General features: G+C 39.2%; 15 protein-coding genes. 10 read left to right on the forward strand and 5 right to left on the reverse strand.

What is annotated here, in order from left to right:
• The first annotated feature begins 3 nt into the window (after window positions 1-3).
• From MMU07_RS04620 to MMU07_RS04655, 8 genes are all read left to right on the forward strand, one after another.
• The gene (locus tag MMU07_RS04620; protein WP_241124666.1) at window positions 4-306 is read left to right on the forward strand and encodes a hypothetical protein; all 303 of its coding nucleotides are present in this window, start codon (window positions 4-6) and stop codon (window positions 304-306) included.
• 320 nt (window positions 307-626) lie between these two features.
• Entirely contained in the window at window positions 627-953 is a 327-nt protein-coding gene (locus tag MMU07_RS04625) for a hypothetical protein (protein WP_241124667.1), read from the forward strand.
• 5 nt (window positions 954-958) lie between these two features.
• The gene (locus tag MMU07_RS04630; protein ID WP_241124668.1) at window positions 959-1270 is read left to right on the forward strand and encodes a hypothetical protein; all 312 of its coding nucleotides are present in this window, start codon (window positions 959-961) and stop codon (window positions 1268-1270) included.
• Between the two features lie 3 nt (window positions 1271-1273).
• Window positions 1274-1954, forward strand: coding sequence for a hypothetical protein (locus tag MMU07_RS04635; RefSeq protein WP_241124669.1), 681 nt, complete (start codon window positions 1274-1276; stop codon window positions 1952-1954).
• Window positions 1951-2127 carry a hypothetical protein gene (locus MMU07_RS04640; RefSeq protein ID WP_241124670.1) on the forward strand — a complete coding sequence of 59 codons (177 nt, stop codon included), beginning with the start codon at window positions 1951-1953 and terminating at the stop codon, window positions 2125-2127. The genes MMU07_RS04635 and MMU07_RS04640 overlap by 4 nt, the downstream gene beginning before the upstream one ends.
• A gap of 519 nt (window positions 2128-2646) precedes the next feature.
• Window positions 2647-4866, forward strand: coding sequence for a TonB-dependent receptor (locus tag MMU07_RS04645; RefSeq protein ID WP_241124671.1), 2220 nt, complete (start codon window positions 2647-2649; stop codon window positions 4864-4866).
• A 245-nt stretch (window positions 4867-5111) separates the two neighbouring features.
• Window positions 5112-5573: an antitoxin Xre/MbcA/ParS toxin-binding domain-containing protein gene (locus MMU07_RS04650; RefSeq protein WP_241124672.1), complete on the forward strand. Its 462-nt coding sequence runs from the start codon at window positions 5112-5114 to the stop codon at window positions 5571-5573.
• A 6-nt stretch (window positions 5574-5579) separates the two neighbouring features.
• The gene (locus MMU07_RS04655; RefSeq protein ID WP_241124673.1) at window positions 5580-6035 is read left to right on the forward strand and encodes an RES family NAD+ phosphorylase; all 456 of its coding nucleotides are present in this window, start codon (window positions 5580-5582) and stop codon (window positions 6033-6035) included.
• A 149-nt stretch (window positions 6036-6184) separates the two neighbouring features.
• On the opposite strand, the gene serA is transcribed toward MMU07_RS04655, so the two are convergent.
• The 4 genes from serA to MMU07_RS04675 form a co-directional block, all read right to left on the reverse strand.
• The gene (gene serA / locus MMU07_RS04660) at window positions 6185-8077 is read right to left on the reverse strand and encodes a phosphoglycerate dehydrogenase (RefSeq protein ID WP_241124674.1); all 1893 of its coding nucleotides are present in this window, start codon (window positions 8075-8077) and stop codon (window positions 6185-6187) included.
• 135 nt (window positions 8078-8212) lie between these two features.
• Window positions 8213-8704, reverse strand: coding sequence for an NUDIX hydrolase (locus tag MMU07_RS04665; RefSeq protein WP_241124675.1), 492 nt, complete (start codon window positions 8702-8704; stop codon window positions 8213-8215).
• Window positions 8701-9324 carry a CatA-like O-acetyltransferase gene (locus MMU07_RS04670; protein WP_241124676.1) on the reverse strand — a complete coding sequence of 208 codons (624 nt, stop codon included), beginning with the start codon at window positions 9322-9324 and terminating at the stop codon, window positions 8701-8703. Before MMU07_RS04670 ends, MMU07_RS04665 begins: the two co-directional genes overlap by 4 nt.
• 9 nt (window positions 9325-9333) lie before the next feature.
• Window positions 9334-10185 (reverse strand): DUF2911 domain-containing protein, encoded by an 852-nt coding sequence (locus MMU07_RS04675; protein WP_241124677.1) that lies wholly within the window; start codon window positions 10183-10185, stop codon window positions 9334-9336.
• Window positions 10186-10387: 202 nt separating this feature from the next.
• Between MMU07_RS04675 and MMU07_RS04680 the strand changes: the two genes are divergently transcribed.
• The gene (locus MMU07_RS04680) at window positions 10388-11308 is read left to right on the forward strand and encodes a 2-hydroxyacid dehydrogenase (protein ID WP_241124678.1); all 921 of its coding nucleotides are present in this window, start codon (window positions 10388-10390) and stop codon (window positions 11306-11308) included.
• 12 nt (window positions 11309-11320) lie between these two features.
• A complete protein-coding gene (locus tag MMU07_RS04685) occupies window positions 11321-12163 on the forward strand; it encodes a universal stress protein (protein ID WP_241124679.1) in 843 nt (280 codons plus the stop codon).
• 5 nt (window positions 12164-12168) lie between these two features.
• On the opposite strand, the gene MMU07_RS04690 is transcribed toward MMU07_RS04685, so the two are convergent.
• A complete protein-coding gene (locus MMU07_RS04690; RefSeq protein WP_241124680.1) occupies window positions 12169-12873 on the reverse strand; it encodes a tetratricopeptide repeat protein in 705 nt (234 codons plus the stop codon).
• Window positions 12874-12972 lie beyond the last annotated feature (99 nt).

Here is a 12972-nt window from a genome sequence, read left to right on the forward strand (position 1 = left end):
GATATGGAAAAGACAGGGACACATGTCCTACAGAACAATGCCTATGATTTTGCTTATTCAAAGAAGGAAGACTTCCTGTCAAGAGGCTCAGGACATCTGGAGCTGTTTGCTTGGGGCGGCTTTAGTGGTGCCTATCAACAAATTGCATTTAATAAAATTGATCTATTTGGCGCTTCGCCATTGTACCAAGGTATAGATTGGGGAATCAATGGAATGATAAAAAAACGCTACCGAGGAATTAAATTTGATTACAACAAAGCTGTTGTAAATTATTTAAAGTGGAACTTTTGGTTATTGTCTTTATGAAAACGCTTCTTCTTATCATAGTTTTCGGAATACTTTTAAGCTCCTGTAAGAATTACTTCTTCTTAGAGGATGTTTAGGCCCGTGCAAATAGAAAAGAAAAGTTTTATTTAGAATCATATGAAATCCAAGATACTTTCTGTATTCCCAAAATTGAGTTTTGTCATCAAATTGATTACAGAGCAAATATTACCGGTAGCCGTATTTCTTTCGACCCTAAGTCCATTGAAAATTCTTTAAATCTATCATTTTCAGGGTTATTTCAGTTATCGTCTTGTAACGAGAATAAAGAGAGTTTCATAATTCAAGATTGCTCATCTAGAGTGAAAAAAAACGGAAACGTGTCTAATGATTGTTGTGAAAACAGTATTGTGCCAAAATTGATCATCACATCAAATTCCGGTAAAAATACAGCAGGTGGTGGTGGGCTCACATTCGTAGAAGACATGGGTGACGATAGGCATTTAATTGAATACAAGCTTGTTATTTCAATTTATCAAAATGAAACATTAATTTATATGGATAATCGTGCTTATTGGACTAGGTTAATTGCCGAAAGGGGTAGTCGTATTCAGCATCAAGTCCCGCAGGAAGTAATCGAAACCTTGGTGAAGTTGTCTTTGGAGGAGTACTTCAAGCGCATGAAATGAGGGATATGGAAAAGACAGGGACACATGTCCTACAGAACAATGCCTATGATTTTGCTTATTCAAAGAAGGAAGACTTCCTGTCAAGAGGCTCAGGACATCTGGAGCTGTTTGCTTGGGGAGGAATTAGCGGGGCATATCAACAAATAGCATTTGATGAATTACATATTTTGGGTGCGTCACTAGGATACCAGATTTTTGACTGGGGAATAAATGGAGCAATCAAAAAGCAGTTTAAGGGGATAAAGATTGACGGTTCACAGACAAATAAAATCTCGTTGAGCTACGTCAAATGGCTGTTTCAATTACATGGTCTTTAATTTATGTGGCAGTTCAGGCTGATTGTTTTCTTCGCTATCTTTTGCTGTTCGTGTAAGAGCCACGTCTTTTTTGAGGACTTGTATGCTCGAAAAAGCAGTAGAGAAAAATATTTTCGTAGAGACTATGTCCCCGTAGAAGCTACCTGCATTTTCCAAGGTCGGGTTTGCCACGACATAGACATTCCTGGTCTACCACAAGGCATCACCAACAGTCGTATATTCTTCGATCATGATTCAATAACGAGCCTAATATCTATCGCTTTTTCGGAAGCTTTCCCCGGCTCCAGCCTGAATCAAGTATCAGGGATTTCGAATTGGAGGCATTGCGACTACGTTGGCAAAGACTTATCTGGGATTTTTGATTTGCCTTCTTCTTTTCAAAGTCAGGCATGTAACAGGATCGTTTACTTACAGCTGCAGATTACTACGCAAACAGGAAAGCGAATAGAAGGAGGTGGAGGCTTGGAGTGGGCCGAAGACATGGGTGACGACAGACATTTGATTGAATACAAGCTGATTACCTCAATTTATCAGAATGACACGTTGATTTACATGGATAACAGAGCCTATTGGACAAGGGTGGCTAGTGCGCGTGGGGAGCAGTTACACTACCAGGTCCCGCAGGAAGTAATCGATACCTTGGTGAAGTTGTCTTTGGAGGAGTACTTCAAGCGCATGAAATGAGGAATAGGGAAGACACAGGGACACACGGCCTACAGAACGTCGCCGCCAACTTCGCCTACGACAAGGAACAGGCCTTTTTCAAAAAGCCCATCGCCATACACGGTGCGGCATTTATGATGGGCGGCATCGGCGCAAGCCTGCAGCAGGGGATTATGGGGAAATCCATCATTTAGACCATTTACTACATTATCAAAGAAGTTTAGCCTTTCAATGCTCTCCTATGGGGCGGAATACACGCTCAACTACTGCTTCAAGACAAAAATGCAAAACAGGTTAAGTTTACTGGCAAAGAGACTCCAATGCAAAATGATGACCACTTTTTCATAAACTGAGCCTATCCCACCATTGGAAGCTTTGTTTACATGATATAGCATCAAAAGGCTTATTAACTGGTTCGTCCAATTGTTTATTAAATCGATTTTTACAATCGAAAATGTAATTGAAGGAACATCTATAGGAATATTGGCATCAGATTCCACCCAATCAACACCACCAATCTTCGCAGAACTAATTATGTGAATAAGTTTCAGCCCACCTACTGTGGCCAATTGGGGAAAAACCATTTTATGCCAAGGACGCTTACTTTTTATATAGAAATTCGAGATAAAACTATTTTTTCATTTTTTGGCAGTTGTATGTAACTTTCTACCTATACACTTCGTAATTGAGCTTAACTATAAAACCAATACAAAATGAAGCTTCTTCGATTTCTTTCCCTCATCTTATCCTTGATCCAAACCCAGGTATTTGCGCAGGAAGAGGATTATGTGCTTCAAATGGAAACCGCGTTTGACCAGGTTTACATACATACCGATCGACCCAACTATTTTTTAAATGACACCCTGTGGATGAAGGCTTATGCATGGGCGGCTGTAGCGGAAAAAGGTTTAAAACCGTCAAAAAGCCGCACTTTGTATCTGGAGTTGCAAAAGCAGATAACGGGTGAAGCCGTTTTTAAGACTTCCATTTTGTTGAATAACGGTGTGGGTGAGGGACAGATTTCGCTGAAGGGTATACCAAAGGGTGAGTACGTTTTAGTGGCACAGACAAAATCAATGGCCGAATGGGAAAATGATTACATATTCCAGCGTCCGATTATGATATCCGAGGTCGGGACCTTCCAATTTGCAAAACCTGCGGGATTACAAGGTCAAAACACTCCGATTCCTTTTCAAAACGGAATGAGAATTGGTTTAAATCCTTCTCTAACCTCTTATCAATTGATTATTGAAAGAAGTCAAACCCAAGCCGACAGCATTTTTCAATTGATTGGAATACAACATGGCAGGCTGGTTTACGAGCAATACTTTTTTTTGAAACCAGGAAAAAACAGCTATTCGATGAGTCTGGAATCGTTTTCTCCCGGGTTAGTTGATTTTGCGATACTTGATCAAAAAGGCACCATCCTTGCCGAACGGCCGGTTTTTATTCATCCTCAAGGCAGCACCACTCTGAAGGTTGTGACAGACAAAATCCAATATAGCCCCCGAGAGAGGGTTGTGATCGATTTTTCGGTAGAGGATGGGTCAGGTATTGGCATTGAGGGCGATTTCTCCGTTTCAGTATTCGACTCCAAGCAAGTAGCCTGGTCAGCTGAGATGCATACAATTGTGACCGAAATGATGTTGGGTTCGGCTTTGGGTTCTCCGTTTTATTTCTCCGGTTCACTAATTGACGATGAACCAATAGATTCCAAGAAGGCTATCAATGATTTATTGTCAAGGAAAAGTAGTCAAACTGCACTGTCAAAATATGGAATCCAAACCCCAAAACCCACTTGGGAGGATCCGGGAATTACCCTCAGGGGAACTGCAATGGACAAATTCGGGAATTATTTGCGAGCCGGAACGGATCTGGAGTTTTTGTTTTACCCCAAGGACGAGGGACCTTTTATTACTTATTCAAAGATTGGAGAAAAAGGTAGATTTGAGCTACATGGATTGGCGTTTTTTGGAGAAGCCTCTGTGATTGCGAGACAAGTTCTGGCCCGGCGCAAAGGGACTTATTCGGAAGTATTGGAGAAATCCCAAATTTCCTTTGAACAGTTTGATTTGCCAAAAACAACCGTTCAGGATCGTTTTGTGAGCCTACCGGAAACGGAAGACCTCGATGATGTCAGGAGATACACCATGATACGCAATGCACGCGCCAAAGATAGGATGATTGAGCTTGATACCATTACTGTCGAAGATGCCCGTAAGTCTTCCAACCAGGATATGCGAGGGATAATGTTAGGCGATATACCGGATTTTGTACTAGAACCTCAGGAAGGGGCAATGGAGTTTTTGAATGTTTTCCAGTACATGAAAGGAAGGGTTGCCGGACTCATCATGGTGGGTGATGCAAGCGATATTGGTAATCCACCCATGATATTTTTTAGGCAAAGTCAAGTGGGTCAGATGGGTTGGTCGGCTTTAAGTGAATCACAAAGGACTGGTGCAGGATCGGAAGGAGGGGCATTGTTCTTTCTTGATGGTGTGCAGACAAATCGGGTGATGATTGCCACATTACTGATGTCAGATGTGGAGCGTATTGAAATCTTGAAAACGATCGCAAGTCAGAATATACTGGGCCTTAGGACTAGCGGAGCAGGTGCCATCAACGTAGTTACCAGAAGATCCAATCCTGATCAAAGCAAGTTTAGGGATGAAAATGTCGTGTTCGCAAATGGTTATCTTGAACCTATTGCCTTCCCTGTCCATGCTACGGGAACATTGCAAAAGGATCCCTTTCTGGTCAACTATGATGCGACGGTCTATTGGAACCCCAACGTAAAAACCAATACAGCTGGAAAGGGCAACGTTGAATTTGTGCTCAACGACCTGCAAACAGACTTCACGATTGTTGTGGAGGGAATGAGCAAGTCCGGACAACCGATTTTTGGGAAATACACATTTTCCGTCAAAGAGTAAGCTTCATTTGGGTTGAATTTGGAAGACATAAGGTTTTGAAAAAGCAGAATGGCTAAAAAAATGAAAAAAGATATGATTTTTTTTCCTTTGATTGTATTTAAACCGGTGCAAAATAATTCAAATGTTTTCTGATTGGGTTACCTTTTGAAAGAAAAGTCTGATTGGAACTTGGAAAAAAGTTTGGATATCTTTGATGTTAATGGACAAATTACGTTATCTTAGAGGACAAATTACGTGATATTGGAATGGAAAAGAAACCCTCAATTGTAAGCGAGCCTGCGGTGGCCTATTACAAAAAGTCCCGATTGTCTGCCCATGACATCTTGAATGTGGAATACGGAAGATTGGATGAGCCATTCCAAAGGGTGGATACTTTCCGTAAAGGCCTAAAAAAGAGATCCTTTGAGGGATTGAAAGAAATATCGGGTCTTGATAATAATACTTTGGCGGCAGCTTTGGCTGTATCCGCTAAGACACTTCAGAGAAAAGATGTTTTTGATGTCGTTCAATCTGAAAAGATGTATGAATTGGCAGAGTTATATGCTTTGGGTACCAATTATTTTGGCAGTGAGGGTTTTAGGCGTTGGATGGAGAGGCCACTTTTTACCATTGGCAATAGAATTCCACTTGATCTTCTTGATGTTTCTGAAGGCCTTGATATTCTAAAGACCGAGATTATGCGCCTGCAGCACGGTATTGCTATTTGAGGATAGATGAAAGTTTACCGTATTGCTTTGAATCAATATTGCGATGTCAGTGGTGAAGGTGCCAAATTGTATGGCGGTAGATGGAATTTTCAAGGTTTTCCGGCTTTATATGGGAGCGCATCTATTTCTTCTTCCTTGTTAGAAAGACTTACGATTGATTCCGAATTATTTTCTTCAGAAAGGTATGTGTTGTATTCGGTCATGGAGTTTGATGTTCCCGACAGAAGTGTAATTGTTCCGAAGATGAATGAATTACCGGAAGGGTGGGATGCGATACCGCCTTTGAGAGTTTCTCAGGATTACGGAACTCAATTACTTCAAAGAGGTGTCTTGTGCTTTGGTATTCCTTCTATTGTAGATAAAACTTCACTTAATTTCGTCCTTAATCCAACATCAGTTGATTTTTCGAAAGTGACTCATAAAGTATATCCCTTGGATTTGGATTCACGCATTATCCGATAATCCCATTTTCTATTGAGGTTGGTATTTGAGCTACCTTGAGGAGCTTTCTGAAAACGAGTTTATAAAAATAAAAAGAGGCAACGATTACTCCTTGCCTCTTTTTATTTCAATTTATTTCTACCTTATTTCTACTTTATTTCTATTGTATTTCAATAAAGTACCCTAAATCTGATCGTGCCGGGAATTTCTTTCATGGCCTCGATCATTTCCGGTGAATATGCTTTGTCAATATCTGAAATTACATATCCGATTTTTTCATTGGTCTTGAGGTATTGGCCTACAATGTTGATGTTGTAACTGGCTAGGATTTGGTTGATTTTAGCCAAAACGCCTGGTTCGTTGTGATGAACGTGGATCAATCTGTGGGCATCTTTTAAGAATGGCAATTGGATATTGGGGAAGTTTACTGAATTGTAAGTATTTCCCGTATTGATGTATTCCATGATTTTTCCCGGAACAAACCTGGCAATGTTTTGCTGGGCTTCCAGGGTAGAACCACCGATGTGAGGTGTCAGGATGGTGTTTTTCATACCTATTAATTCTGAAGCGAATGGCTCATCATTATTTTTTGGTTCGTGAGGGAATACATCCACTGCAGTACCGGCAATATGTCCTGATTCCAAAGCAGCTTTCAGTGCAGGAATATCCACTACGTGGCCTCGGCTGAGATTGACGAGATATGAACCTTTTTTCATCAAATCGATTTTGGATTTGTCGATCAGGCATTTGTTGTCTTTTCGGCCGTCCACATGTAGGGTTATCACATCACAGGTCTTGAGCAATTCATCCAAAGAATCGATTTTTGTGGCATTTCCGAGCGCGAGTTTTTCGATGACATCATAATAGTAGACATCCATGCCCATGTTTTCTGCCAATACTGAAAGTTGTGCACCGATGTTACCATAGCCTACAATTCCCAATTTTTTACCGCGGATTTCAAAACTTCCGGAAGCTGATTTATCCCATACTCCTTTGTGCATGCCATGGCTTTTGTCATGAAATCCTCTCATGAGGAATATGATTTCAGCGATGGCCATTTCGACCACAGAACGGGTATTGCTGAAGGGTGCATTGAATACCGCAATACCTTTTTCGGTGCAGGTTTCCAGGTCTATTTGATTGGTACCGATGCAAAAGGCGCCGATAGAAATCAGCCTATTCGCATTTTCCAGAACTTTTTTGGTCACATTGGTTTTGGAGCGGATGCCAAGGATACTGACATTTTTGATTTTTTCGGCAAGTTCTTCTTCGTTAAGGGCGGAGCTGATGACTTCCACATTATAGCCTTCATGTTTCATCAATTCCACGCCGATTGGGTGGACATTTTCAAGAAGGAGTACATTGATTCGGCTTTTTGGGTAGGAAAATTTCTTGTTCATTTTATTGACATAAAGGATTTCGTCTAAACTAGGGGCAATGTGGTCCGCTTTGGAGGTCACTTTTGGTCTTTCGACATTTTCTGTGAAGGCATAGAATTTATTGGCAAGGCCTGATTCTTTGATTTCATAATCCGTGTAGCCATCTCCGATTACGTAGATGTCTCCTTCGAGATTGAGGGTTTTGATGGTTTTGGATTTACCGCCGTTTTTGGAAAGGACATTGTCACGGTTGAAATCTATGATTTTGCCGGCATCGTCATAGATAAACTCATTGGCAAAAACATTTTCAGCCTTGATTCCATACTCTCCAACTATCGGGGTGATAAAGTCCTTGAATCCATTGGAAATGATGATGATGTTGTCTGCGTTTTCTTCAAAAAATTCTTTGTTTCTCTGGAAGGATTTGGAGACTTTGGTCTTCAATTCGGAGATCAATTCCGAAATCTGAGGCTTGGAAGCTTCCAAGATATCCAACCTTCTTTCAAGACTTTCGCGGAAGTTGAGACTACCTTCCATCCCAAGGTCTGTGATGTTTTTGATGGCCTGGATTTTTTCAGCTCGTTTTGGATCATTCTTCAGACTGATTTCTCCCAGCACATCCAAGGCTTCGACCTGCGTAAATGTACTGTCAAAATCAATGATAAATTTCTTGTTGTTGGGCATTATTGCTGTGAATTTTTTTTTGATCTAAGCTCAAAATTAGCATATTATTAAAAAATAATCCCTTTTATTGAATAAAATACTTTTGTGATTTTTGGCGCTTAGTCCTGAAATCGATTGAGAAGCTTACATTCATATTTATCCGATAAGCCTTTCTCCGGTCAACTCATTGACCATCCATTTGATCTCCATGTTTTCATCATATTGGGAGTCTATAACGAATTTTTTTTTGTCTAATAAATATCTATAAATATACCAATCTGTCTTTGGGGTAGGGATATTTAATAGCTGATCAAATGAAATCCACTCCAAAGTGCCTTCATTACAATCCGGAGGTGGTATTTTGTCAATTTCGGCCAAGTATACATAGCTGATCCAATTGTAGTTGATAGGGGAGGTTTCAGTTAGGATGCCACAAAAATCCATAGTTTCGATCAAGATTCCTGTTTCTTCCATTGTTTCCCTAATGGCACCGTCAAGTGGAGTTTCGTATGGGTCTAATTTGCCTCCGACAGGGGTATAGAGGTCTTTATTGGGTTCCTTTAGTCGTTTTAAGAGCAGGAAACTATCTCCGTTTTTGAGTACACAGATTGTTGCTGCTTTTTTTATGCCAATGGGAATGCTGCTCATCTATCCAATAGTTTTTGAAATTCATCTATAAACTGACCGACATGATGCCCATCCATCAGGGCATGGTGTACGTGAATGGATACAGGCATGGTTTTATTTCCCCCGGAATCTGTGACTTTACCAAATGAGATCTTTGGGCATGAATCAGAAAATGAAAAACTTCGGGCGTGTGACAATGAAGTAAAGTCAATCCAAGGAATGGAGGAGAAATGGATGACATTATCTCCCGAACCTGCAGGATCAAGCCCGGTGCTGTTTCTCACTTTTTCTATTTCAATTTTGGCATATTTCTCAAATTCCTTAAAATTCTCAAAGTAATCCATGTAAGAAAAGCCAAATGTCCCATTTTCACGGTTGATGGTGGGGGAAGCATTGATTTTTTCAAATATCAATACTTGGCCATCCCTGATTCTGTACCGGAATGGTTCTATAGAATTAGCCGCCTGCAGGGCAGTATGGAGATAATAAAGAAAAAACGAACTGCCGGTTAATTTGGCGTTTTGATAGGCTTTTGTACAGTCCACCCTTACCGTCACCCCAAAAAATGGTTCTTCAAATTTACTGAAAAACAAAAAGTGGTCTTTGCGGGACCACTTTTCGATATCAAAAATCTCATACATAGTTTTGAATTATTTTATAGACTTGATCAATCTTTCATTAAGACCGACATAATCAGGATTTTTGGCTTCCTTGGCCATTTCCATAGATTTTGTAGCGCTTTCTATTGCCTCTTTTTTCTTGCCCAAGGCCAGCTCAATTTTGGCTTTTAGGTGCATGGTCCAGTATTTTGGATCTTCGCTGACAGATTTTGTAATCCAGTCATAGGCCAGATTCATGTCTTTATTGTTGGTAAAATAATAATTGGCAGCCTGATATAACAAACCGGGATTTTCTGCTTCCTTATCAATGACCAATGCTTTGATTTCAGCCATTACGATACTGTCTACCTCGGTTTCGATTCTGAATTTGACCCTGGTAGTTTCCCATTTCATGGCAATAGTAGCTCCGGTGTCGGTCATGTCCACAAAATTGATTTCCATGGTTTCGTATTTTTGACCTGTTTTTCCTGATTTTACCTTGAATCTGATAAGGTCATCTTTTGCGTCATATCCTACAGCTCCCCATAGTTTTGTGTTTTTGGAAAGGATAATGGTCCATTCATTCTTGTCAGGAATAGAATAAAGGGCATAAGATCCGGCGGGAATAATATTTCCTTCGACTTTTACCTCATTTTTAAGATTAATGATTGTGGCAGCATTTGCCCCTGTTCTCCATACTTCACCAAATGGAACTAATTCTCCGAATATTTTCCTTCCTTTTGTGCTAGGCCGACTATATTCTATAATAACATCGGTAAGTCCTATTTTTTGACTAATTGTGGCTGTTGGACTGGCTTGGGGCATTTGTATCTGCTGTCCCATTGCCAATGTGGAAATTGAAACAATAAATATAAATTGCAATAAAATAGATTTGGTTTTCATTTTTTTGTATGTTAATTTAGTTGAGCTAGATTTGCCAATCGTAAATATAATAATTTATTCAATCTGTATTATCTTAAGCCTATCGAAAAGGCAATACTGTTTGTTTTGAGAACCTAGACCTAGTGTAACCGCTTAAAAAATTGTTTTTTTACTTAATGAGATAGAAAAGCAGTTTTACATAGAATAAAATTTTAAAAGTCTAATGAGTATAGTTATTATTTCACCTGGGAGAGATGTTAGTTCTTGGGTAAAAACTTTCAATAAGTTTGATCCAAAAATTGATATTCAGGTTTTTCCGGATATCAGGGACAAAGAATCTGTTGAATTGGCCATTTTATGGCAGCATCCAAAGGGTATTCTCAAAGAATTTCCTAACCTGAAGCTTATTTGCTCTATGGGGGCCGGTGTAGATCATATTTTGAGTGATTCTGAGATTCCACTTTCCCTGCCCATTACCAGAATCGTAGACCCGGGACTCACTATTCCAATGACCAATTACGTGGTGATGGCAACTTTAAACCATCATCGACAACTCTACAGGTACCAATCCAATCAGAAAAAGAAAGTTTGGGATATGAGTGATCCTGAACTCGAGACAAAGGTCGGGGTTATGGGAGTAGGTGCTTTGGGAGGTGATGTTATTCAAAAATTGAAGTTTCTTGGTTTTTCAGTTTTTGGGTATGGCAACAGTCCTAAATCTAATACTGATTACCCTTATTTTCATGGAGATGAACTTCCCCAATTCTTAAATAACGTAAACTTAATTATTTGTATGTTACCTTTGACACCTTTGACAGAAAATATCCTTAATCTGGATTTTTTCCGCAAGTGTAATAAGGGCACCTACATTATTAATGTTGCGAGAGGCAATCATCTTGTTGAGGATGACTTGTTGACAGCGATAGGTGAAGGCACCATATCAGGTGCTTTTTTGGATGTTTTTAGGAAAGAACCTTTACCACAGGAACATCCCTTCTGGAATTCAGACAAAATCACAGTCACACCGCACATTGCTAGTGTGACAAATCCAAATTCTGCCATACCACAGGTAATTGAAAACTATAAAAGAATTAAAAACCACAAACCACTACTGAATCAGATAAACCAAATTTTAGGATATTAACAAGTCAACAAAATGGACACTACTTTTAAGATTGTTTGCCCGACTGATTTCTCAGAATGTTCACTCAATGCTATTGAATATGCTGCCAAACTAGGGGAAATGTATAAAGCTGATTTATTTTTATTTCATGTTCCTGATAAAGATGACTATCAAAAACTTGCTTCCAGCGAATTTCATTCTGGTGATCAGTACTCTTTTATTCAAAAAAAGCTGGATAGTCTTGTTAAAATAGTTAGTCAAGAAAGTTTACCCAATGGATTAAAGTCATGTCAGAGTGAATTCATAGAAGGCAAAACGGTCAATACGATTTTGGAATATGCTGATTTAAAAAATGCTGACCTTATCATCATGGGAACAGAAGGGGTAAATGATTTCAAGCAAAATTATATAGGTACGCGGACAAGTAAGTTAGTTGAAAGATCAGAAAGAGATGTAATGGTCGTCCCAAGGAAGGTTTTTTTCAAGACGCCCAAGAAATTAGTGTTTGCAACAGATTATCTTGAAGAAGATAAACTTGCTATTCAAAAAGTAGTAGAATTGGCTCGAAACTGGGAAAGTGAAATCGATATTGTCCATGTAAGCACAAAAATAAAGAATATAGACAAATCTTTACATATTACAATGGTTCAGGAGCTTAGGCCTTTTGTCAAGTATGACAAGGTCAATTTCGTGCTTAAGTCATATAGGGATGATCCGGGTCTTGGATTGGAAAATTACCTTATCATATCCAAAGGGGATATTCTCATTACCCTGAGTAAAAAGAAGACGTGGTTTGAACAGATTTTCTCTAATAATCTTTCAAGAAAGATGTCTTACTTTATCAACAAACCTCTTTTAGTTATCAAAAAGGTATAGAAATTTTATTTTGGGCTGCCACTTAATTTTGATTTTAAAAACAACATAAATTCCTGACGAGTAGAGGGGTTGGTCAAAATATTCTTGACTAACTTGAAATAATTTTTGACTGTTATCTTTTTTGGATCGTTTTCAAATCTGTTCTCTGCGGTAATCTGAGTGTCTGTATCCGGTTTTGGAAAGGATTCAGCATTTTCTTTTGGGCTATACCCGATCAAATCATCAGCTTTGGAAAAACTTGATTTTGCCCTTTCCCTATAGCCAAGTTTTTCCTCAAGGAGCCCTTTGTTGTTGTATGCCACTGCATCATCCGGGTCAAGTTCAATGGCTTTTTCATAATCTTCAATTGCACCTGTCAAATCACCAATCCTATCTCTAAAGTATGCCCTGCTTGCAAAACGATAAGGATTTTTGGGATCAAGATTGATGGCCCTATCAAACTCCACTAAAGCCTCTTCATTTTTTTTCATCAAGTGAAGTACAACTGCCCTGTCGTTGATATAACTTGGATTGTAGGGATCTAAGTTGATCAACTTATCGAAATCAATAAGGGCTGAATCAAAATCTCCAAGTCGGGAATGTACGCGAGCCCTGAAAAAAAAGTATTCTGGATTATTCCAGTCTTTTTTAATGCAAGAATTGATTTGGGAAAGCGCCTCCTGAAATTTTCCTTCCTTGAAATGTGATATGCTTGATTGAAATTCTTCCACGTGTTTTTCCTGTATTTTGAAGTAAATACAAAATTAAGGGTAATAAAGTTTAAAATTACTTAGGGTACTTACAGGTATTCTTTCCCTAAAATGTTTTCT

It is taken from the genome of Cognataquiflexum nitidum (assembly GCF_022538055.1).
Lineage (GTDB): Bacteria > Bacteroidota > Bacteroidia > Cytophagales > Cyclobacteriaceae > Cognataquiflexum > Cognataquiflexum nitidum.

Excerpts from the sequence above, each read along its gene's own strand:
- MMU07_RS04620 (WP_241124666.1), top strand. The coding sequence starts at position 4 with ATGGAAAAGACAGGGACACATGTCCTACAGAACAATGCCTATGATTTT.
- MMU07_RS04630 (WP_241124668.1), top strand. The coding sequence starts at position 959 with ATGGAAAAGACAGGGACACATGTCCTACAGAACAATGCCTATGATTTT.
- MMU07_RS04635 (WP_241124669.1), top strand. The coding sequence starts at position 1,274 with ATGTGGCAGTTCAGGCTGATTGTTTTCTTCGCTATCTTTTGCTGTTCG.
- MMU07_RS04640 (WP_241124670.1), top strand. The coding sequence starts at position 1,951 with ATGAGGAATAGGGAAGACACAGGGACACACGGCCTACAGAACGTCGCC.
- MMU07_RS04645 (WP_241124671.1), top strand. The coding sequence starts at position 2,647 with ATGAAGCTTCTTCGATTTCTTTCCCTCATCTTATCCTTGATCCAAACC.
- MMU07_RS04650 (WP_241124672.1), top strand. The coding sequence starts at position 5,112 with ATGGAAAAGAAACCCTCAATTGTAAGCGAGCCTGCGGTGGCCTATTAC.
- MMU07_RS04655 (WP_241124673.1), top strand. The coding sequence starts at position 5,580 with ATGAAAGTTTACCGTATTGCTTTGAATCAATATTGCGATGTCAGTGGT.
- serA (WP_241124674.1), bottom strand. The coding sequence starts at position 8,077 with ATGCCCAACAACAAGAAATTTATCATTGATTTTGACAGTACATTTACG.
- MMU07_RS04665 (WP_241124675.1), bottom strand. The coding sequence starts at position 8,704 with ATGAGCAGCATTCCCATTGGCATAAAAAAAGCAGCAACAATCTGTGTA.
- MMU07_RS04670 (WP_241124676.1), bottom strand. The coding sequence starts at position 9,324 with ATGTATGAGATTTTTGATATCGAAAAGTGGTCCCGCAAAGACCACTTT.
- MMU07_RS04675 (WP_241124677.1), bottom strand. The coding sequence starts at position 10,185 with ATGAAAACCAAATCTATTTTATTGCAATTTATATTTATTGTTTCAATT.
- MMU07_RS04680 (WP_241124678.1), top strand. The coding sequence starts at position 10,388 with ATGAGTATAGTTATTATTTCACCTGGGAGAGATGTTAGTTCTTGGGTA.
- MMU07_RS04685 (WP_241124679.1), top strand. The coding sequence starts at position 11,321 with ATGGACACTACTTTTAAGATTGTTTGCCCGACTGATTTCTCAGAATGT.